This window comes from Chryseobacterium sp. FR048 (assembly GCF_056844665.1).
On sequence record NZ_JBXDSE010000010.1, the window covers coordinates 34,487 to 54,769 of the forward strand.

General features: G+C 36.4%; 20 protein-coding genes. 10 read left to right on the forward strand and 10 right to left on the reverse strand.

Annotated elements, in window-relative coordinates:
- Both AC106K_RS23435 and AC106K_RS23440 read left to right on the forward strand, forming a co-directional pair.
- A complete protein-coding gene (locus tag AC106K_RS23435) occupies window positions 1-903 on the forward strand; it encodes a LysR family transcriptional regulator (protein ID WP_482447929.1) in 903 nt (300 codons plus the stop codon).
- A gap of 12 nt (window positions 904-915) precedes the next feature.
- Window positions 916-1,425 carry a GNAT family N-acetyltransferase gene (locus tag AC106K_RS23440; protein WP_482447930.1) on the forward strand — a complete coding sequence of 170 codons (510 nt, stop codon included), beginning with the start codon at window positions 916-918 and terminating at the stop codon, window positions 1,423-1,425.
- Between the two features lie 2 nt (window positions 1,426-1,427).
- On the opposite strand, the gene AC106K_RS23445 is transcribed toward AC106K_RS23440, so the two are convergent.
- Window positions 1,428-1,892, reverse strand: a complete 465-nt coding sequence (locus AC106K_RS23445) for a GNAT family N-acetyltransferase (RefSeq protein WP_482447932.1) — start codon at window positions 1,890-1,892, stop codon at window positions 1,428-1,430.
- Complete coding sequence (locus AC106K_RS23450; protein WP_482447934.1) at window positions 1,893-2,327, reverse strand: GNAT family N-acetyltransferase; 435 nt, start codon at window positions 2,325-2,327, stop codon at window positions 1,893-1,895. It abuts the gene before it with no gap.
- Window positions 2,328-2,552: 225 nt separating this feature from the next.
- On the opposite strand from AC106K_RS23450, the gene AC106K_RS23455 reads away from it, so the two are divergent.
- Window positions 2,553-3,200 carry a J domain-containing protein gene (locus AC106K_RS23455; RefSeq protein ID WP_482447936.1) on the forward strand — a complete coding sequence of 216 codons (648 nt, stop codon included), beginning with the start codon at window positions 2,553-2,555 and terminating at the stop codon, window positions 3,198-3,200.
- Window position 3,201: 1 nt separating this feature from the next.
- Here AC106K_RS23455 and AC106K_RS23460 read toward each other — a convergent pair whose 3' ends face one another.
- Window positions 3,202-3,354, reverse strand: coding sequence for a hypothetical protein (locus AC106K_RS23460; protein WP_164465368.1), 153 nt, complete (start codon window positions 3,352-3,354; stop codon window positions 3,202-3,204).
- A 494-nt stretch (window positions 3,355-3,848) separates the two neighbouring features.
- Between AC106K_RS23460 and gcvP the strand changes: the two genes are divergently transcribed.
- The gene (gene gcvP / locus AC106K_RS23465) at window positions 3,849-6,707 is read left to right on the forward strand and encodes an aminomethyl-transferring glycine dehydrogenase (protein WP_482447938.1); all 2,859 of its coding nucleotides are present in this window, start codon (window positions 3,849-3,851) and stop codon (window positions 6,705-6,707) included.
- A 238-nt stretch (window positions 6,708-6,945) separates the two neighbouring features.
- Here gcvP and AC106K_RS23470 read toward each other — a convergent pair whose 3' ends face one another.
- A complete protein-coding gene (locus tag AC106K_RS23470; RefSeq protein ID WP_482447940.1) occupies window positions 6,946-7,557 on the reverse strand; it encodes an REP-associated tyrosine transposase in 612 nt (203 codons plus the stop codon).
- A gap of 346 nt (window positions 7,558-7,903) precedes the next feature.
- On the opposite strand from AC106K_RS23470, the gene AC106K_RS23475 reads away from it, so the two are divergent.
- Window positions 7,904-9,103 carry a hypothetical protein gene (locus AC106K_RS23475; protein ID WP_482447942.1) on the forward strand — a complete coding sequence of 400 codons (1,200 nt, stop codon included), beginning with the start codon at window positions 7,904-7,906 and terminating at the stop codon, window positions 9,101-9,103.
- Between the two features lie 133 nt (window positions 9,104-9,236).
- Here AC106K_RS23475 and AC106K_RS23480 read toward each other — a convergent pair whose 3' ends face one another.
- The 3 genes from AC106K_RS23480 to AC106K_RS23490 form a co-directional block, all read right to left on the reverse strand.
- Window positions 9,237-9,635: an XRE family transcriptional regulator gene (locus AC106K_RS23480; RefSeq protein ID WP_482447943.1), complete on the reverse strand. Its 399-nt coding sequence runs from the start codon at window positions 9,633-9,635 to the stop codon at window positions 9,237-9,239.
- A 534-nt stretch (window positions 9,636-10,169) separates the two neighbouring features.
- On the reverse strand, window positions 10,170-10,907 hold the full coding sequence (locus tag AC106K_RS23485; protein WP_482447945.1) for a YggS family pyridoxal phosphate-dependent enzyme: 738 nt from the start codon (window positions 10,905-10,907) through the stop codon (window positions 10,170-10,172).
- A complete protein-coding gene (locus AC106K_RS23490) occupies window positions 10,904-11,623 on the reverse strand; it encodes an AAA family ATPase (protein WP_482447946.1) in 720 nt (239 codons plus the stop codon). Before AC106K_RS23490 ends, AC106K_RS23485 begins: the two co-directional genes overlap by 4 nt.
- A gap of 1,379 nt (window positions 11,624-13,002) precedes the next feature.
- Between AC106K_RS23490 and AC106K_RS23495 the strand changes: the two genes are divergently transcribed.
- Window positions 13,003-13,338, forward strand: coding sequence for a DMT family transporter (locus AC106K_RS23495; RefSeq protein ID WP_482447948.1), 336 nt, complete (start codon window positions 13,003-13,005; stop codon window positions 13,336-13,338).
- Here the strand turns inward: AC106K_RS23495 and AC106K_RS23500 are convergent.
- Together AC106K_RS23500 and AC106K_RS23505 are read right to left on the reverse strand one after the other, a co-directional pair.
- A complete protein-coding gene (locus tag AC106K_RS23500; protein WP_482447949.1) occupies window positions 13,335-13,991 on the reverse strand; it encodes a glycosyltransferase family 32 protein in 657 nt (218 codons plus the stop codon). The genes AC106K_RS23495 and AC106K_RS23500 overlap by 4 nt on opposite strands.
- Before the next feature lie 199 nt (window positions 13,992-14,190).
- The gene (locus AC106K_RS23505; protein WP_482447951.1) at window positions 14,191-14,619 is read right to left on the reverse strand and encodes a hypothetical protein; all 429 of its coding nucleotides are present in this window, start codon (window positions 14,617-14,619) and stop codon (window positions 14,191-14,193) included.
- Window positions 14,620-14,811: 192 nt separating this feature from the next.
- Between AC106K_RS23505 and AC106K_RS23510 the strand changes: the two genes are divergently transcribed.
- Together AC106K_RS23510 and AC106K_RS23515 are read left to right on the forward strand one after the other, a co-directional pair.
- Window positions 14,812-15,888 (forward strand): sensor histidine kinase, encoded by a 1,077-nt coding sequence (locus AC106K_RS23510; protein ID WP_482447952.1) that lies wholly within the window; start codon window positions 14,812-14,814, stop codon window positions 15,886-15,888.
- Window positions 15,888-16,610, forward strand: a complete 723-nt coding sequence (locus tag AC106K_RS23515) for a LytR/AlgR family response regulator transcription factor (protein ID WP_482447953.1) — start codon at window positions 15,888-15,890, stop codon at window positions 16,608-16,610. The genes AC106K_RS23510 and AC106K_RS23515 overlap by 1 nt, the downstream gene beginning before the upstream one ends.
- 281 nt (window positions 16,611-16,891) lie before the next feature.
- Here AC106K_RS23515 and AC106K_RS23520 read toward each other — a convergent pair whose 3' ends face one another.
- A complete protein-coding gene (locus tag AC106K_RS23520) occupies window positions 16,892-17,518 on the reverse strand; it encodes a class I SAM-dependent methyltransferase (RefSeq protein ID WP_482447954.1) in 627 nt (208 codons plus the stop codon).
- A 296-nt stretch (window positions 17,519-17,814) separates the two neighbouring features.
- Here AC106K_RS23520 and AC106K_RS23525 point away from each other — a divergent pair, with 296 nt between their 5' ends.
- Complete coding sequence (locus tag AC106K_RS23525) at window positions 17,815-19,170, forward strand: deoxyguanosinetriphosphate triphosphohydrolase (protein WP_482448110.1); 1,356 nt, start codon at window positions 17,815-17,817, stop codon at window positions 19,168-19,170.
- Window positions 19,171-19,308: 138 nt separating this feature from the next.
- Window positions 19,309-20,247: an SPFH domain-containing protein gene (locus AC106K_RS23530; RefSeq protein WP_482447955.1), complete on the forward strand. Its 939-nt coding sequence runs from the start codon at window positions 19,309-19,311 to the stop codon at window positions 20,245-20,247.
- Window positions 20,248-20,283 lie beyond the last annotated feature (36 nt).

Sequence of the window (20,283 nt, forward strand, 5' to 3'; positions counted from 1 at the left end):
ATGGTCAATTTAGAATGGTATCGTACGTTTAAGGCGATCTATAAAACCGGGACATTGACAGGCGCAGCTGATGCCCTATTCATTTCGCAGCCCGGGGTGAGCTTACATTTAAGTTCACTGGAAGCATATGTTGGATATAAGTTATTCGACAGAACCGGTAGAAAAATGATTCCTACAGAGAGGGGAAAGGTACTGTTCAATGCCGTAGCAGAACCTATTACCAAACTGGAAGATGTAGAGAAAAACTTTCAGAAATCTACAGAGAAGCATACCCCAACCATCAGTGTCGGAATGTGTTTTGAAACTTTCCAGACCACATTGGAACAGTATGTTTCTTCACTTCCGTTTAACCTGATCATCAGCTTTGGAGAATATCCTGAAATGCTGGATCAGTTGGATAAAGGAATTCTGGATCTTATCATTACCCCGAAAAAAGGATCTTCTCCCAATATAGAACACGAAGCATTTTCTTCTGAACAAATTATATTGGTAGGCGGGAAAGATGTAGATACAGAAGCGTTCAAAAAGGTTTTAAAAACAAAAGATGCAGAACAGATTGAAGCCTGGCTGAAGAATGAAAAATGGTACGGAACCACCGGAGATATGGAACATCTTTTCCAGTACTGGACTTTAAACTTCGGGCACAAACCGAATTTCCGTCCGAATTATATCGTTCCAAACTTAAACTCAATTATCCGTTGTCTGAAAGGAGGAACGGGACTGGCCGTCGTTCCTGATTTCTTATGCAAAAATGAAATCGAAAGCGGAGAAATAAAACTCATCTGGGAAGGAAAGAAAAAACTGGAGAATACCTTATATTTCGGATGCAGAAAAAAGACCAGTTATCAGACAGAAATAGAACACATTAAAGGATTATTCCGCAAGATGATGGGGAAAAGCTAAACCCGGTTTAGAATGAAGAAAATTTTAGAAACAGATCGCCTTTTGTTAAGAGAATTAACTGTTGAAGATGCTGTTAGTTTTTATAAACTGAATGAAAATCCTAATGTCACAAGATATACCGGAGATTCACCCTTTAAAGATATTGAAGAGGCCTATACTTTTTTGGAAAACTACAAAGATTATGAAGTCAATGGGTATGGAAGATGGGCCGTCATTGACCAATCAGACCGTGAATTCTTAGGCTGGTGCGGTTTAAAATATGACCGCTCTAAGGATGAAACAGATATAGGTTTCAGATTCTTTGAAGAACATTGGAACAAAGGGTTGGCCACGGAAAGCGCGGCTGCCTGTTTAAAATATGGATTTGAACAGTTGAATCTTAACAGGATTGTTGGGCGGGCCATGTCTGAAAATAGAGCTTCTATAGCGGTATTGCAGAAGCTTGGGCTGACTTTTGATAAGGAATTTGATTTTGACGGGCATAAAGGCTTGATCTATGCAATTCAAAAAACAGACCGGTAAACTTAGGATACATGAAATTCTAAAATAACCATATCCCGCATCTGCAAGCCGTTTTCATAGATCGGGGATGGATAATTTTCTATAAAAAAATCTTTACGGATTCCTGTTTTTCTGAACCCGTTTCTTTCATAAAACCTGATCTGCTGAAATCCCGTATCGGAAGTTCCTACGGTCAGGATTGGGTAATGACTCTCTTTAGCAATTTCTTTTGCTTTATTGATCAGAATACTTCCGATCCCTTTGCTTCTGTAGGCTTCAACAACAGCAATATTCTTGATCTCCAGCTCGGTATCACTGGTTTTGTACAACGCCATGACAGCAATATTTTCAGTTCCGTCATGTAAAAGGTAAATGTCAGAATTGAAAATATACTGATCAATAGCTTCGGTGGTTTCATCTGCTAACAGCAATAATTCATAAGGAATCTCCGAATCTTTGGCTGTTTTGGTAAATGTAAACGGCTCCATTTAAAGGCTCATATGAATAATTGGATAATCTTTTCCTGAACCGTCTTTTTCTGATCTTCCGGTTTTTTTGAATCCCATTTTTTCATAAAACCCGATCGCTTGTGGGTTCTGCTCATTAACGTCTACTTTGGTAAGACCTGTTGTTTCTTTCATAAACTCATAGAGTTTTTTTCCATAGCCCTTTCCACGGCTGTCGTTGTGAATGAATAGCATTTCAAGGTTGCCTTCTGCTACAGAGGCAAATCCTTTAGCCTCATCGTTTTCCGTGATTAAATAAACTTCGAGATTAGGAAGATAGTCTCTTGGGATAGCTTCTTTAAAATAATTAAAATCCTCTTCAGCAAGAAAATCATGAGTGGCTTTTACAGCAGATACCCAGATTTCCATAATCTTCGGATAATCGTTAGGATCGGCGAGGCGGATAGATTGTGACATAATTTGAAATTTATACAAAAGTAGGGAAAATACAGGTCAGAAGCCAGATGTGAAAGGGCTTTCAGGGAATATTTGTGCAAAAAAACAAAACTTTATTTTGAATGGAGCCTTAGGGCAGGTAAATAAGGTGGGGAATAGGGGGATGAATCATTCGCCTTAAAAACCAAATTTTACCTTTGAAGTTCAGGCGTAAAGAAAAATAAATCCTTATTTTTGTATTGCTCAATGAAAGACTACTACTATTTTCTCGGTATATCCCAGGATGCTTCGGAAGAAGACATCAAAAAAGCTTATCGTAAGCTGTCCTTAAAATACCATCCGGATAAAAATGAAAATGATGATTTTTTTGCCGACCGTTTCCGTGAGATTCAGGAGGCTTACGAAACATTGAGTGATCCGGTAAGAAGACGCAGCTATGACCAGAACCTGGAAAGTCACCAGAGAAGCTTCAGGTATAATATTCCACCGGCTATAAAGACGTTTACAGCAAATAAGATCCATGCGAAAAAAGGAGAGGAGATTATTATCAACTGGCAGACAAGTAATGCCGATGTGGTAAAAGTATTGCCTTTCGGGTTAGAAAAGCCTTACGGAGAAAGGATCTTTAAGATCACAGAGTTTAAAGACGGTAAATTCCAGCTTCTGCTTCATGCAACCAACTCACTTTTGCATAAAACCGTAGTACAGGGAATTACAATCACTGAAGTTTTTGAAAATGATACCGAGAAATTCAAAAATACGGTGGAAGAAATGTTTAAACCGCAGCCCAGAACAGTTGCAAACAGATATGGAATGCCTAAAATTATGCTGTTGTTTTGGGGAATTATTATATTGGCGGCTGCTTTATATTTCCTCGTAAAATCCTTTAATTAGCCTAAGCCATTTTCTTTCTTCCGGGACATTTTTTACATCTTTTCCCTTTCTTGAATTTTTTGCAGCAGGATTTCTTTTCACAGAACATCTCTTCATTGTTGAATGCATACACAGGAGCCAATGGCGGAACTTTAAATGGGACAATCATATTCATGATGCAAATATATTAATTTAGAATAAATATAATTAATAAATTTTCATAAAATTCTTAAAACCTGATGAATAGCAATATATACCGACTTTTGAGGGTGTAAATTGTCGTGAAATTCAGAGAGAATTGGTTACTAAATTGTCCATAATCAGGCCCTGAATTTTTATTTTCAAATTAAGAATTAAAAGGGAAAATGAAAATTTATTTATTCTGAATTTAATCAAAGTTGCCAGCTTATTCGGAAATAATACATCATTTTCAATGAAAGTGTGATTTTAGTATTGCTGTTAAATTGTTTTTATTAATGAATATTATACAGCGAATCTTTGTAATGGTTGTTTAAAACAGAATAAACCGTTGAGAAGCTTGTCAAAAGAGAATCCTATAAATGCTGATCGATAGTTTAGTGAATTATTGTCAATTTTATACTCTTGTACAATCGTTCAAAAAATTGTAATTTTACCCATCTTTTTACAAACAAAATCTAATAAATAAAAATGAATACAGAACAGTTTGTGAGCCGTCACATTTCCCTTAATGAAGCCGATAAACAGGCGATGTTGGAAAAACTTGGCGTTTCTAGTATTGAAGAGTTAATTTCTCAGACGATTCCTTCTTCTATCCGTTTAGAAAAAGATCTTGAGATCTCAGAACCACTTTCTGAATACGAAATGTTGAACCATTCAAAAGAGCTGGCATCTAAGAATACAGATTATACAAGTTATATCGGTTTCGGATACCACAACACCCTTTTGCCTTCAGCAATCCAAAGAAATATTTTTGAAAACCCTAGCTGGTATACGGCGTATACACCATATCAGGCAGAAATTGCACAGGGAAGACTTGAAGCTCTTCTTAATTTCCAGACTGTAGTATGTGACCTTACAGGTTTTGCTTTAGCCAACGCATCTCTATTGGATGAGTCTACAGCAGCAGCAGAAGCAATGCACATGTTCTTCAACAACAGAACTAAAGATCAGAAAAAAGCAGATGCCAACAAATTCTTTATCTCTGACCTTGTATTGCCTCAGACTATTTCTGTATTGAAAACCAAAGCAGAAGGATTAGGAATTGAAATTGTAATCGGAGATCACAAGACTCATGCATTCGACGCTTCTTACTACGGAGTTTTATTACAATACCCAGGGAAAAACGGGATTGTTCTTGATTATACGGAGAACATCGTAGACTATAAAAAACTAGACCTTCAGGTAGCAGTTGCCTGTGACCCAATGGCATTGGTGAAGTTAAAGTCACCGGCTGAAATGGGTGCTGACTGTGCAGTAGGTACTTCTCAGAGATTCGGTATTCCATTAGGATACGGAGGACCTCACGCGGCATTCTTTGCTTGTAGAGAAGATTATAAGAGAGATATTCCGGGAAGAATCATCGGGGTTTCTCAGGATATGTACGGAAAACGTGCACTGAGAATGGCTTTACAGACAAGAGAACAGCACATCAAAAGAGAGAGAGCTACTTCCAATATCTGTACAGCTCAGGTTCTTTTGGCAGTAATGGCAGGAATGTATGCTGTTTATCACGGTCCTAAAGGATTGAACTATATCGCTGATCAGATCCACTTTAAAGCAAATGCTCTGAAAGGAGGTCTTGCGGCATTAGGTTATCAGGTCGTAGAAGAGCCAATCTTCGATACCGTAAAAATCACTATGCCTGAAGAAGAGAAAGGAAGACTGATGAGAATGATGCAGGATCACAGACTTAACCTTAACTATTTCACAGAAGGTGTGGTAAGTATTGCGATCAATGAAAGTACAACATTAGAGAAATTAAACTATCTGATGGCTTCTTTTGCGCAGTTCAAAGACAAGCAGACTTTCAAATTAGAAATCAAAGAAGGATACAGTATTCCGGAAGAAAACCTTAGAAAGGATGAAATTCTTACAGAATCAGTATTCAACAAATACCATACGGAAACAGAATTGATGCGTTACATCAAGCGTCTTGAGAGAAAAGATTTATCATTGACGCATTCAATGATCTCTTTAGGATCTTGTACGATGAAACTGAACGCTGCTACTCAGATGCTTCCGCTTTCATGGGCAGATTGGGGTAGTGTACACCCATTTGTACCGGTAGATCAGGCTGGAGGTTATCAACAGATGATTGCAGAGCTTGAAAAAGACCTTGCAGAAATCACTGGTTTTGCAGGAACTTCTTTACAGCCAAACTCTGGAGCTCAGGGAGAATATGCAGGATTAATGGTAATCAGAGAATACCACATTTCAAGAGGTGACCACCACAGAAACGTAGTATTGATTCCTCAGTCTGCACACGGAACCAACCCGGCTTCTGCTGCAATGGCAGGAATGAAAATCGTTGTTGTGAAAAACCTTGAAAACGGGGAAATCGACTTCGAAGATCTTAAAGCAAAAACAGAACTTCATTCAGCGAACTTGTCAGCTGTAATGATCACTTATCCATCTACTTACGGATTCTTTGATGCTAACATCAAGGAAATTACAAACTTGATCCACGAGCACGGCGGACAGGTATATATGGATGGTGCCAACATGAACGCTCAGGTAGGATTTACAAGTCCAGGAAACATCGGAGCAGACGTTTGTCACCTGAATCTTCACAAGACTTTTGCAATTCCTCACGGAGGTGGAGGTCCTGGAGTAGGTCCAATCTGTGTTGCGAAGCACTTAGTACCATTCCTTCCTTCTAACGCCAACATCAGAATCGGAGCTAAAGAAGCGATCGACGGTATCTCTGCTGCACCTTACGGTTCAGGATTGATCCTAAACATTTCTTATGCTTACATCAAGATGTTAGGAACAGAAGGATTGAAAAAAGCTACAGGTCACGCGATCATGAATGCTAACTACCTGAAAGAAATTTTAGCAGAGCATTTCCCGATTTTATATTCAAACGAAAACGGAAGAGTAGCTCACGAGTGTATCGTAGATTTCCGTCAGTTCAAGTCTTTAGGAATTGAAGTGGCTGATGTGGCGAAGAGATTGATGGATTATGGGTTCCATGCTCCTACCGTTTCCTTCCCGGTTGCAGGTACATTAATGATTGAGCCTACAGAATCTGAAAGTAAGTCTGAAATCGACCGTTTTGCAGAAGCTCTGATTTCTATTAAACAGGAAATTGACGAGATTGCAAACGGACAGGCTGACCAGGCAAACAACGTATTGAAAAATGCTCCTCACACAGAGCAATTGGTGATCTCTGATTCTTGGGATAAACCATACAGCAGAGAAAAGGCAGCTTATCCGCTAGAGTGGGTAAGAGACCACAAATTCTTCGCTTCTGTATCAAGAGTAGATGAAGCTTACGGAGACAGAAATTTAGTATGTACTTGTGAGCCGATTGAAGCTTATATGTAATCAGAATTTTTTCCAGATATAACAAATCCCTTTCAGTAATGAGAGGGATTTTTGTATTTTATCGACACTGTAGGTGAGGAAAAGAGCTTTTTTAATGCAGTTTTTTTTGATTACTTATTTTTTATAGATTGTCTGCAAAGGTATTTCATTCATCGAGGAGTAAGGTCTTCAAATGTATTTCGATTTTCCTTTAATATTAGGTGGTATAGCTGCGCAAAGTCTCCTGACTTTGAGCAAACTATTCTTCATCATAATTATTGAATTTCCAAAACTCAGTGCTTTTGTGTACATTTACAACAGGATTTTCTGCAATTTCAATGGAGTTAATTATTCCTTTTTCATCAGAATAATTAGTTGCTGAAGAATAAATGTATTGAGTAGCTTTACTTACAATTCCTGCACGAACTGGATTTAGATGTATATAATTTAATTTATCCCATAAAAATTTTAGGCCGAAGATTTCTTCAGCATGGTTTCCATACTGCCAAACTTGAAAGTTTTTATTTCTTGAATGGGTTTCAGTAGCTTTGGCAAAACGTTCTAAAATCCAGCCTTTCCGACTTTCCGGTTCTGTTTGTAGTTTTTCTAATATTTGTTTGGCTGTAAATTTTTTGAAATCCCTGATCAGATCAGAAAGTTTTCCATCTTTTGATTGTACAATAAAATGTAAATGGTTGCTCATGATCACATAACCATAAAGAACCATTCCTTTATTTTTAATACAAAATTCTAAACATTCTATAATAACATCACGATATGTTTTTCTGGAAAAAATATCTATCCAATCAACAATTGTACATGTTAGAAAATGAGGTTTTTCCTGATCTCGGATGATGTATCCTTCTTTCATATTTGGTTTTTATCAAATGTACTTAATAAAATCTTATAAAATATGAAGGATTTACATTGTGGTTTATTTTGATTCCGCAAAGTCGGGAGACTTTGCGGAGCATGGAAATTTATAAAAATACGTTTGATTAGCACGAGCTAGAAGCTCACGCTAGCGAAGGGAAATAAAGGAAAGGCCTCGTTTGAAATACATCGAGGCCTTTTTATTATAATGATCATTCACGAGAATACACGTTGCTTTTGAAAAGTTACACTTGCTTAATAATCTTCTACACTTACTAAATTGGGATTTGTTTTTTTGAAACTAAATTCCACATTTGTTGAATTAATTATTTAATCCTAAAGCCATGAAAAAAATTATCGTATCATTAGTCGCTTTCGGCTTTGTTGTTTCATCCTGTAATAATGATTCTGATCCTCCTTCAGCTGATCAAAAAGAACATTTAACAATGATGAAGAATGATCTGTCTAACATGTCTGTAGATGATAAAAGGGTCTTCCTGGAATCTATTTTAATGGACTGTGCTAAGTATATTGTTTTAGAAGCTCAAAAGATTCCTGAGTCAAGGAATACAATATACTCGGAATTGGAGAAAAATATAGATGATGATGATAATGCTTTGATTGATATTTTTTATAAAGATATTCCGACATTGAATAATAGTGATGAATTTAAAAACAGTCTTGCTGCTTTTAATGATTTGGAAGGAAATAAATATTTTCCACAGATCTTTATTTCTAATTACAGAAATTTAAAATCTTCGGGAAGAATAGGAACTACCAATCCGATTTTAGCAGTTTTCTACAGTGGTGATGAAACTCAGATGTCTGCAAAGGCTTACCAGCTCAACGCATCAGGAAAATGGGAATTTGTAAAAATGGTTACTGAAGATGTTATCAATAGCCAGGAAGTATGGGTCTTCTCACTGAATGAGACTTTTGTGGATACTATCGATTTATCGATACTACCGAAGACCTCTATTCCAAAAGCTCAAAAAGGACCTTCAGGACCACCGGATGACCGATGTTCGGATGGGATTCATTATTGGCCATACTTTGAATATATGACCATCAGAGATAAAAAAGAATCATTCTTTGGAGGAAAAAGTGATATATGGACTAAAACGTATACCGGATGGAATACTCCCAATAGTGTAAATCCTTGCAATCCCTCGTTATCTCGTATTATGTGGACTAATAATCCCAATGGAGATGTATTTATCAAGAAGTTTATGAACTATATGATTCCTAATACCGCATCGTATGTCGTGTGTGGCTATGCAGGGTCTTGGGATCCGGGACCGGGGAATGTTGGAGGATGGCAGGGAGATGCATTCAATTATGTAATTTATGAAAAAGACTCATGGCCTACAGGCGTAAAATCTACAACGATTAATAATAACGGTTATAATGGAAATTATCAATATCGTTCGGCTGACGGGTATTATGATAAAGGTATTATCTATAATTACCTCAATGGTCCTGGTGATATGAATCATTTTTCAAGAGACATTGCCGGACAGATTAAATTTAATTCCAGATTGTAGTTGAATACTTAAAATAAAAAAGCTCGTACCGTTTTAAAAAAAGACATGACTTGTAAATTCAGTCATGTCTTTTTTTTGTATACAATTTTAGCTAGCGCGAGCTTCTAGCTCGTGCTCAGAATAGAATTTATATTTATTTTCCTTTGATAAGCTCTTCAAGTCTAGTCATCATATCATCTTTTTCTTTCAACATTCTTTCGTAAAGCGCAATTTTCTCTTCGTGAAGCTGGATGATTTTATCAATAGGATTGTAATTATTTACAATTACACCTGTTGCATTATCATGAAAGTTGCTTGAAATGATATTTATAGCCTGTTCTTCATCAAAATTCCGGAATGCTTCCACAGGGATTTTCAAGACTTCAGAGATTTTTTGAAGAAGAGGGTCTTCAATAGTTTCTTTCTGTTCCAATAAAGAGCCTTTCTTTTGATTCCAGTCATCACCTAAATCCAATGCCAGAACTTCCTGTTTGATGCCAAGCATTTCTCTGAATCTTTTTACATTTCTTCCCTGATGTATCTTTTGTTCCATTTGTAGTTTTTAAACTTGATTGAAGGTTTGAATAGTAAAGATAAAAAAATGTGTGGGAAAAATGTAATTTACAGTAAAAGTTATTTTTATGAATTTAAATTTTTTATAAAGGATCAGTAGTAGAACAATGGATGAAATTATCTGAATTCCAAAGATAAAGCACTGATTACTGTTTATAATTAAAATCTAGATCCAAAGGTTATTGTTTAAGATTCAAAAAATGAATAAAAAACCACCTCAAAAATCTTTGAAGTGGTTTTTATTTTCTTTTATCTTCCGTTATCTTCTTTTGAAGCTATAGGCAACCAGAATGGCTACACCCATGGTAACCACGGTTATTATTGAAATCGTTTCAATGGAAATTCCACTTTTCATCTGTGTGTTTTCTTTTTCACATGAAAAAAAGAATAATAATGTCATAAATAGACATACCGATAGTAATTTTTTAGTCATAAAATGCATTTGTTTGGTTATTAAAGTTTTATGATCAAAAAGTGTACCGATTTTGTAGACTATATGAAAGTAGTGAGTCGTTTATTTTGGATCTCCTTCATTCCAGTAATACGTGTCCGGATAGATCCTTGCTCCAAAGACAGCTGTTCCTACCCGTACAATGGTAGATCCTTCTTCAATAGCGGTTTCCAGATCGCTGCTCATTCCCATCGAAAGCTCTTTCATTTCCACATGGGGAATATTTTCCCGGATGATTTCCTGCTGAAGGCTTTTTAAAATCTTAAAACAAGGTCTTACTTTTTCTGTTTCAGCACTGAAAAGGCCGATGGTCATCAAACCCTTAATTTTCAAAGTAGAAAATTCAGCTATTTTTTTAGTGAGCTCAACCGCCTGCTCAGGGGCAACTCCGAATTTACTTTCTTCATTCGAGGTATTGACCTGAATCAGAACCTCCATGGTCTTGTTTTCGGCTAAAAGTCTTTGATGAAGCTTTTCTGCCAGGTCCAGACGGTCCAAAGACTGAATACAGGTTACTTCATACCTGAGAATCTCCTTAATTTTATTAGTCTGAAGGTGCCCGATAAAATGATTTTCATGAGGTAGATCTTTTAAATCCTGATATTTTTCTTTCAGCTCCTGAACTTTATTCTCCGCAATAAGCCTATGTCCGTTTTCCAGAGCTATCCTGATGCGTTCTGTAGAAACCGTTTTGGTGGCCAGCAGGAGTTTTACCTCATGAGTGCTTCTTCCTGCTTTTTCACAGGCGTTTTGAATTCGGGTATTGATGATTTCCAGGTTGTGAAGAAGGTCTTCTTTCATGATCGGGTGGTTTCTTTAGCTTCCAGTTTTTTGATTAAAGCAGCTTTTACAGAAGTTAAAGCATAATCTTTAGCTTCGGCAAAAGAAATGGAATACCTCCGTTCAATAGTCCTCATGTTCTCAGGAAACTGACTTAGCAGCTGATCATAGAACGTATCCAAAAATTCAGCAGAAGGCATTTCGTAATTGATCTTGAGCTGGAATCTTCTTAATAGGGCGGTGTCGATAATTTCAGGATGATTGGTAGCACAAATTAAAAGTGCATTTTCCGGATAATAATCGATGAGCTGGATCAGGGTGTTCACCAGTCTTCTCATTTCGCCTACATCTTTATCATCACTGCCTCTTGCTTTTCCAATCTGATCAAGTTCATCAAGAAAAAGGACAGATCTCTCTCTAGCCGCTTTATCAAATATCATTTTAATATTCTGAGAGGTTTCTCCGATTCTGGAGGAAACAATATTGCTTAGATTCAGAATAATAATGTTTTTTCCTAAAGCATTTGCAACGGCTTTTGCCGTCATTGTCTTTCCGCAGCCTGAACTTCCCTGAAGCAGAATTTTGTTGTTGACCGGAAGGCCGTACTCCTGAAGTTCTTTAATATAGGTATGTTCCTTGATAAGCTGTACAAGTTGATCCCTGTTGTTGGCGTCGAGAAATACTTCATTAAGATTTACCGGATCTTTATCCTGAATAATAAGGTTGTACAGATTCATATTGACAATTACATATTTTGAATCTTACAAAGATAAAGCTTTATTGTATGAGGTATAACATCCTGAATGATAATAAACGGGTAGGCCAGGAATATGAGTAAAGAGTAAAGAGTAAAGAGTAAAGAGTAAAGAGTGGGCGGCTTCAAAAGGTGGGTTAGTAATTGGATACAGGTTGGTCGTTCTGAATTTCATAGACGCAAAGTTATAATGATTCAAATGCTTTATTTTAGGGGGCTAAGATATGGCAGCTTCGCTACTGATGAAGCGCTGTGGCTATGTGTACGCTTCGTAAGAATCAACTTGTTGATGCTCTCTTGGCTCTCTTGAAATATTGCAGTGTCAAAATAAAAACTTTGTATTGAAAGCCTATTTCCATAACTGTTGATTCTAATCTATAGTCTATAGAAAAACAAAGTATTGATAAAAAAAGAAAAGCCGGACTATTGCCCGGCTTGACTCATTTGGATATTAAAATTTGTTATGAAACTAAGATCTTTTTGCTATGTTTTTGGGCCCTTTTACCCAATGAGTAAAAGAGCGTCTGATTTCTCAGAGTAAAAACATAAAACAATATAATTAGTATAGTTTTGCTATAGGCTTGTCTTATTTTGAAGAATTAGTTTCTTTCTCTTCTTGCTGTTGTAAAATATGAAGCGAATACGATTACACATGTTGCAATTCCGATGTAAGTTACCATTTTGTTGTATTTTTAATTATTTGACTTTTTTTTATCAATTTTTCAATTGCAATATTACTACTTTCAAATCACGTGCCAAAGTAAAACACTATGATGTATATCAGTGTGTTATGTGTGTTTTATTTAAATTTAATGTGATTTTTTGTTTACAATAAGTTAATGTATTATTGTGAATTTATTAATATATTTATTGTTCTGTCTGTAAAAATATGTGAAAACGCTAAGGGTTTTCCTGCTTCTATATTGGAGTTGATAAAACAAAAAATAAATAATGTGTTGCATAATACCTTTATTAAATGCAATTTTATAATGCGAGATTGAATCGTGAACAGACTTTTTTATGTTAAGAAAACTTATTCTTCCCTGTGATTTTTCAATTTAAGTTCATAGGGTCTGTCTGATTTTGTGACATCCGCTGGCCGATAATTTTATGTCAAAATAGAGTGAATTGTGCCATATTGAACATTTGATGTCTGAATATGATGGAAGAAATTAATTATAAAAGTGGGATAGATTGATATATTTAACTGTAAAAGAATAAAATACAGCTAGCATGTCATAGAGCCAGATTTTTTATGACGTTTTTAGTCGGGGATGAAATTCCGATACTTCATGGGAACTTCTATATTCCTTTTTAGGAGTACCGGAACGGTTTTATTACTTTTGCATAAAGAATGAATGTATGGGACGCAGTTATATTTTCCTTGCCCTGGCAATTGTATTTGAGATTATAGCCACAACTTTTCTGAAGAAATCTGAAGAGTTTTCAAAGCTGTGGCCTTCTGTGGTTACGGTAATAGGATATGCCTGTGCGTTTTATTTTCTGAGCCTGACCCTTCGTCAGATTCCGGTGGGGATTACCTATGCGATCTGGTCAGGGGTAGGGATTATTTTCATCACCATAATAGGAGTGGTTGCTTTCAAGCAGGTTCCGGATCTTCCGGCCATTATCGGAATAGCGCTGATTGTAATCGGGGTGATTATCATCAATGTCTTTTCAAAGATGGGCACCCACTAAGCAATAATATCCTGGGTAGTCTGGAGGTTCTTCCAGTGTTGAGATCTGTTTCTGTATAAAAAGAATTTCCCCAGTTTATATTTAAATTGTAAATATCCACGAAACTCAATGCCGTCAAAAAGAGTATAGGAAATATCAGGATCTTCCTGTAGTACCTGCCTGATTCCTTCACTGAATACGGTAGGGCCTGTGGTGGCGTGTATATTGTTCGGATAACGGTGGTTTTCTATATTGTCAAGCATCAGTTCTAACACTTTCTTTAAAAATGGATGGTTTTTATCAAAGATAAGCCCCCATTGTACGTATAAATTGTCATGCCTTTCTCTGCTGATGACAGCCTGATCGTTCTCTTGTATAAGCTTTCTCAAAGGTTTGGTTATTGTGCTGTCAATATCCAGATATACTCCTCCTTTTTTATACAGGACTGCATATCTGAAAAAATCAGCTTTGGCAGCACCTATGGTGAGTTTATTGTAATTTTCGATGTATCGGGAAGGAAACTCTTCGGTAATAAACTTCTCAATATCCTTGTCATCGTAGAAAAAATAGAGATATTCAGGGTTCTTTCTTTTCATATTCCAGACATGGTATCGGGTAATGAGAGGAAGTTTTTTTGTTTTAAAAGTTTGAAATATTTGTTTGGGTATGGCCATATGCTTTTATTATCAATATTTTTAAACAGGCTTTTAATCAGATTAAAGGCTTGTTGTTATATTATTTTCTAAAAGTGGCTTCAGTATTTTGATAGTATTTTACCGGGATGGTTAAATAGCTAATCAAAAAAAATTAAACATTTATTTAATTTTGTCAAATGTCAATGACGATGTATCTGAAAATGAATCTGTGTATCTTTTATTTTAATGAATAGATTAATGACTGAAAGAAATTGAATAAGAAAATCCGGTCATAGAAAATATCCAGACTGTTTTCAATAATGCAGTCGGTATGAAGGGTAGTGTCGGTAACGAAAGTTTCTTCCACAAAGGTAAACCACAGTTCCGAAAGCCCGTTTTGTCTTTTGAATTCCTCAGAATCATTGCAATCCGGAAACGAAGTATTTTTCAGATCATAAAATACAATTCCTTTTTTTATTCCTTCGTGTTCTATAATACTGATAGGATGCCGGAGATAGCTCAGGACTTTTATTTCCGGATCAAAACATTCTATAAAATGATGAAGATCGATAAGCTGTATTACTTTTTCCTCCTGTTGTGATGCTGTCATAAAAAAACATTCTGTGGTTATTTCTTTGGTTAATTCCTCAAAGGCTGCTAATTCCATATGCATTAATTGAACAATACAAAGTAAGCCTGAATAAGACTGCATACATTTGTTTTTATACAAAACCCCCGGTATTTTATACGAAAACAGAAGATGTCATCATTGGTATAATAAAATATGGGTTTTGTATAATAAAATAGCTGAAATTTGCGTTATTGCCTATTTTTGTCATGAATTAATCAGCCTGATCAGATGAAATACAGTCCGTGGAAATTTGAAGAAATACTGGTAATGGATTTTCTTGTGGAAGGAAAATTCAAACCTCTCAGGCATCTGCTGTTTCTGGTGTTCTTTTTCTTTTTGCTCTACAGTGACAGGTTCTGGCATGAATATTCAGGAATGTATCAGTACTACGTTTTGTTCTTTGTATACTCCATACTGATTGCCATGGTATACATTAATATTTATGTATTGGTACCCGTTTTTTTCTTCAAAACAAAATATGTAACCTATCTGGTTCTGCTGGTTTTAATGGGAGTGGTAGGTCTTAATATCATTGGATATGGTTTTAAACTTTTTTTTACTGAATTTAGAATAGGAGCTATTCATAAAGAAAATGAAAAAGGAGGGATCTATGAAGGAATCCTGATGTGCATTCCTATTATCCTGACCACAACGACCGTAAAACTTCTGCAGAAATGGATCAACGATAATAAAAGAATAAACGAACTGAGCAACCTTACCCTGAATATGGAGCTGAATGAACTCAGAAATCAGATCAATCCCCATTTCCTGTTCAATATGCTGAATAATGTAAAAGCATTGATCAGAACAGACCCGGCGAAAGCTTCCATGGTGATCGTTAAACTCTCCGAGTTTCTCAGGTACCAGCTTTATGAAAACAGCGAAGAGAAAACCTTACTGACTTCCGAGATTGATTTCCTCTCCAATTTTTTAAACCTTGAAAAAATAAGACGTGATCAGTTTACATTTGATATTCATACCGGGTTGGATAAAAGAATCCTGAATAGTACTTTTATTCCGCCAAACTTGTTTACCACTTTTGTTGAAAATGCGGTAAAACACAGTATTGATATAAGCGCTAAAGAATCATATGTGAAAATAGAAATTGATATAAACCATAAACAGCTTCATTTTATATGCACCAATTCCAGAAGTGCAGGCTATTCTATTCCGGATAAGAAAAACAGCGGACTGGGACTTGCCAATATTACCAGAAGACTGGAGCTGCTGTATCATGATACCTTTGAACTGAATATAGAATCAGGAGATAAAGAATATATTGTAAACTTAAAAATTCCCGTGTGATGAATTGTATTATAGTAGATGATGAACCCCTGGCAAGAGGTGAAATGAGATCCCTGATCGATGAAACAGCAAAAATTGACGTACTTGGTGAGTTCTCCAATGCATTATCTGCTCTTGAATTTCTGAAAGATAATGAGGTAGATCTTATATTTCTTGATATAGAAATGCCCATGGTGACAGGTCTTGAATTTGCAGAAATGCTTCCCAAAAGATCTCTGATCATCTTTACTACGGCTTACTCTCAATATGCTTTGAAGAGCTATGAACTGGAAGCAGTAGACTATTTGCTGAAGCCCATTGATCCTCAAAGATTGGAGAAAGCCATTGATAAAGCAGTGCTGTATACCGGACTTTTGTCTAAAGATACCGTGAAAAATACGGTAGAATCCAATTCCGCAGACTTTCTCTTCATCAAAGCAGACCGCAGGTTTTATAAAATCAGTTTTGCAGATATTAAATTTATTGAAGGGCTTAAAGATTATGTCGTTATTCATACCCGGCAGCAAAAACTGATCACAGCAATGAATCTGAAAACCATTCATCAGAAAATTTCCGGAGACTCCTTTATAAGAGTTAGCAAGTCATATGTAGTGAATGTAGATTATATCGACTCATTTGATAATCATAATATTTATATCGAAGACGCTGAGATTCCCCTGGGAGAGGTCTACAGATCAGAATTCTTTACAAAATACGCCGGCGGACTTTTGGGCGCAGATTAGTTTGTGATAAGTGACGTATGATGTATAATGTATAATGTATAATGTATAATGTATAATGTATAATGTATAATGTATAATGTAGTCTGTTATATTTCAATATTTGCTTGGCTTCATCAATAGGGGCGGGCTTTAGCCCACTCAAAAAATAAAAATCAAAAAATCATCCGGCTTTAGCCAAAACTTTAAATACACATCTGGTCATTCCATCTGGCATTCTGGAGTATTCCAATATAATGTCACAGGACTGGATTCCTACAGAATAAACCAATATAGGGTTTTATCTATTGCTTTCGCCCTACAAACCGAATCACAGAGCCTGTTCCATTGTGAAACAGTCCTTCATTAAGTTCAATCTCTGTTTCCGTAAGCTCTATAATATCATAGTCCGGAAAATCAGCTTTGATTTCTTCTATGGAGAACAGAGATTCAATGTCTTTAGGGCCGCCTACCTTTTCGTTTTTGGCAATATACTCAAGGTGTTTTTTACTGAAAGCTTCAAAAATGATCAGACCACCTTTACGCAGATATTGATGAAGCATTTGATGCATTGAAGATTTGATGTCAGCCGGAAAATGAGCATAAATAAGAGCAATGGCATCAAACTGTTCTTTCTGATAATTCAAAGCAGATAATTCGCCCACCTGATAATCAATGGAGACCTGATTTTGTTCCGCAAGCTGTATGGCTTTCTTCTGACCATTCCTGCTGATGTCAAAAGCGGATACATTCCAGTCTTTTGTAGCGGCAAAAACAGCATTCCGTCCTTCGCCTTCAGCAGGAAAGAGGATTGAGCCGGGAGGGATTGCATCCAGTTGTTGTTTCAGATAAATATTCGGTTCCGTACCGTAGGCAAATTGTTCATTATCATATCTTTCATCCCACCTGTTGAGCCATGTATTGTTTGTCATTTTCTGTTATTTCTTATCCGGTTGATCAGAGTCAAATGTAAACTATTTTTCTCTTTCTTACGATGCTGAAAAACCATTCATAATGATAGATTTTTTGAATAAGAGATAAATTGTGAATTACCGTTCATTCGGGTGTCTATGATGATTTAGCGGTAAAAAGCATTGAGGAGGAGATTCATGGGTACTTTTTGACTTCAAACCCTTCCAGCTTCCTTTCCTCAATCCCTCAATTCTTCACCAATAAAAATCTAAATACTATTCCATACAATTAAAATTTGGAGTAATTTTGAAAAATGATGAATTTAAACCAGATTTTCACCAATCAACGTACAGGAAATAATCCACATACCAAAGCTTCAAGAACTGATTTTCAGAGAGATTTCGACAGAATTATCTTCTCTTCCGCATTCAGGAGACTGCAGAACAAAACGCAGGTTTTTCCTCTTCCGGGAAGTGTTTTTGTGCACAACAGGCTCACACACTCTTTAGAAGTGTCATCGGTAGGGAGGAGTTTAGGAAGTATTATTGGTGAATTTATTGCTGAGGATTTTAAAAACGAACTTACTGAAGATTCAAAGAATTTTTATCTCTATAATTTAGGAAATGTAATTGCTGCAGCGTGTCTTTGCCATGATGTGGGAAATCCGGCTTTCGGACATTCCGGGGAAGATGCCATTGCAAGCTATTTTGAACGGAATGAAAAAGATCTGAAATCAAAATTCAACGAAAAAGAATGGGCAGATCTGGTTAACTTTGAAGGAAACGCCAATGCGATCAGAGTATTGGCTCAGCAGCAGCAGGGGAAAGATGCTGGAGGTATTCAGCTTACTTTTTCAACGTTGGCAAGTATTGCCAAATATCCTTGTGAGGCGGTTGCCAAGAAAAAAGGAATCATTCACAGAAAGAAATTCGGTTTTTTTCAGAATGAAAAAGATATTTTCCTTGAAATTGCAAAAGGAACTCAGCTGATTGCAGAATGTGAAGAACCGTATATTTTCAAAAGACATCCGTTCGTATGGCTGGTAGAAGCTGCTGATGACATCTGCTATAATATTATTGATATGGAGGATGCCCACAGATTGGGTATTGTATCCACCTCCGATTGCGAAAACCTTTTCTTTGAACTGGTGAGATCCGAGAACAATGATATGGACCGGGTGAAAAATAAACTGGCATCCATTTCCAATGAAAATGAAAAGATCTCTTACCTGAGAGCAAAAGCCATCAATGCTCTGATCAATAAATCACTTGAAATTTATAAGCAGAATTTTGAAACCATTCTCGCAGGAAACCTGGATAAAGGACTTCTGGACATCTATAAGTCTGAAAACAATGCTTTGCAGGATATAGAATCTTTCTCTATTGAAAAAATTTACAATCATAAGGCGGTAGTAGAAATCGAAAATGCAGGTTATAATGTAATGTATGAATTGTTGGATCATTTTATTCCTTCTATTCTTAAACCTGAGGACGAAAGAAAATCGTACGACAAAAAAGCACTGAAACTGCTTCCGAGACAGTTTGTATATGACCACGGAACAGATTATCAGAAAGTCCTCGGAATTATTGATTTCGTTTCAGGAATGACTGATAATTACGCTACAGACCTTTACAGGAAAATTAAAGGAATCGATATTGGAATGACAGTATAATTAAGGCTGGAAGCTGGAAGTTGTTTTTCCATATTTCAATAATTCCCAGCTTCCAGCCTCAAACTTCCTTTCTTATAAATTTTCCCAGGTTTAAATATTATTTCTATCTTTATAAGAATCAATATTAAAAACTAAACTATGGGTATTTATCTGGCGCCTGTTATTTTCTTCGGGCTTATCATTTTATTCGCTTCGTTTTTTGTGGTAAAGCAGGAGACGGCAGCCATTATTGAACGCTTTGGGAAATTTCAGGCTGTAAAACATTCCGGACTTCATCTTAAACTTCCGGTTATTGATCAGATCGCAAAAAGACTTAATCTCAGAATCCAGCAGCTGGATGTAATGATCGATACGAAAACACTGGATAACGTATTCATCAAAATGAAAATCTCTGTACAGTATCAGGTAATCAGAAATCAGGTAGGAGATGCTTACTATCGCCTGGAAAATCCTGAAAACCAAATCACTTCTTTTGTATTTGATGTGGTACGTGCAGAAGTTCCGAAACTGAAACTGGATGATGTTTTTGTAAGAAAAGACGATATTGCAGTCGCGGTAAAAAGTGAACTACAGGAAGCCATGAACAGTTATGGATATGACATTATTAAGGCACTTGTTACTGATATTGATCCTGATGAACAGGTAAAACACGCCATGAACAGGATCAATGCTGCTGAAAGAGAGAAAACGGCGGCCGAATATGAATCTGAAGCACAGAGAATCAGAATTGTTGCTGTAGCAAAAGCTGAAGCTGAATCTAAAAAGCTGCAAGGGCAAGGGATCGCCGATCAAAGAAGAGAAATCGCAAAAGGACTTGAAGAATCTGTAAGAATGCTGAATAATGTTGACATCAATTCACATGAGGCTTCTGCATTGATTGTTGTGACACAGCATTACGATACCCTGCACTCTGTAGGAGCGAGCAATAGAAGTAATCTTGTACTTCTTCCCAATTCACCAACTGCGGCAAGCAATATGCTGAATGATCTGGTAGTAGCAATGACTACGGCCAATACAGTAGGAGAGGCAACTAAGGGAAAATATCCGGATCCACCTGAAAAAGCAACAGGTTATTAAGTAAGAAAGGAAGCTGGAAGCTGGAAGAGGGAAGGT

What these genes read in the sequence shown, in the direction of transcription:
- AC106K_RS23435 (WP_482447929.1), top strand. Translation starts at nt 1, where the DNA reads ATGGTCAATTTAGAATGGTATCGTACGTTTAAGGCGATCTATAAAACC.
- AC106K_RS23440 (WP_482447930.1), top strand. Translation starts at nt 916, where the DNA reads ATGAAGAAAATTTTAGAAACAGATCGCCTTTTGTTAAGAGAATTAACT.
- AC106K_RS23445 (WP_482447932.1), bottom strand. Translation starts at nt 1,892, where the DNA reads ATGGAGCCGTTTACATTTACCAAAACAGCCAAAGATTCGGAGATTCCT.
- AC106K_RS23450 (WP_482447934.1), bottom strand. Translation starts at nt 2,327, where the DNA reads ATGTCACAATCTATCCGCCTCGCCGATCCTAACGATTATCCGAAGATT.
- AC106K_RS23455 (WP_482447936.1), top strand. Translation starts at nt 2,553, where the DNA reads ATGAAAGACTACTACTATTTTCTCGGTATATCCCAGGATGCTTCGGAA.
- AC106K_RS23460 (WP_164465368.1), bottom strand. Translation starts at nt 3,354, where the DNA reads ATGAATATGATTGTCCCATTTAAAGTTCCGCCATTGGCTCCTGTGTAT.
- gcvP (WP_482447938.1), top strand. Translation starts at nt 3,849, where the DNA reads ATGAATACAGAACAGTTTGTGAGCCGTCACATTTCCCTTAATGAAGCC.
- AC106K_RS23470 (WP_482447940.1), bottom strand. Translation starts at nt 7,557, where the DNA reads ATGAAAGAAGGATACATCATCCGAGATCAGGAAAAACCTCATTTTCTA.
- AC106K_RS23475 (WP_482447942.1), top strand. Translation starts at nt 7,904, where the DNA reads ATGAAAAAAATTATCGTATCATTAGTCGCTTTCGGCTTTGTTGTTTCA.
- AC106K_RS23480 (WP_482447943.1), bottom strand. Translation starts at nt 9,635, where the DNA reads ATGGAACAAAAGATACATCAGGGAAGAAATGTAAAAAGATTCAGAGAA.
- AC106K_RS23485 (WP_482447945.1), bottom strand. Translation starts at nt 10,907, where the DNA reads ATGAAAGAAGACCTTCTTCACAACCTGGAAATCATCAATACCCGAATT.
- AC106K_RS23490 (WP_482447946.1), bottom strand. Translation starts at nt 11,623, where the DNA reads ATGAATCTGTACAACCTTATTATTCAGGATAAAGATCCGGTAAATCTT.
- AC106K_RS23495 (WP_482447948.1), top strand. Translation starts at nt 13,003, where the DNA reads ATGGGACGCAGTTATATTTTCCTTGCCCTGGCAATTGTATTTGAGATT.
- AC106K_RS23500 (WP_482447949.1), bottom strand. Translation starts at nt 13,991, where the DNA reads ATGGCCATACCCAAACAAATATTTCAAACTTTTAAAACAAAAAAACTT.
- AC106K_RS23505 (WP_482447951.1), bottom strand. Translation starts at nt 14,619, where the DNA reads ATGGAATTAGCAGCCTTTGAGGAATTAACCAAAGAAATAACCACAGAA.
- AC106K_RS23510 (WP_482447952.1), top strand. Translation starts at nt 14,812, where the DNA reads ATGAAATACAGTCCGTGGAAATTTGAAGAAATACTGGTAATGGATTTT.
- AC106K_RS23515 (WP_482447953.1), top strand. Translation starts at nt 15,888, where the DNA reads ATGAATTGTATTATAGTAGATGATGAACCCCTGGCAAGAGGTGAAATG.
- AC106K_RS23520 (WP_482447954.1), bottom strand. Translation starts at nt 17,518, where the DNA reads ATGACAAACAATACATGGCTCAACAGGTGGGATGAAAGATATGATAAT.
- AC106K_RS23525 (WP_482448110.1), top strand. Translation starts at nt 17,815, where the DNA reads ATGAATTTAAACCAGATTTTCACCAATCAACGTACAGGAAATAATCCA.
- AC106K_RS23530 (WP_482447955.1), top strand. Translation starts at nt 19,309, where the DNA reads ATGGGTATTTATCTGGCGCCTGTTATTTTCTTCGGGCTTATCATTTTA.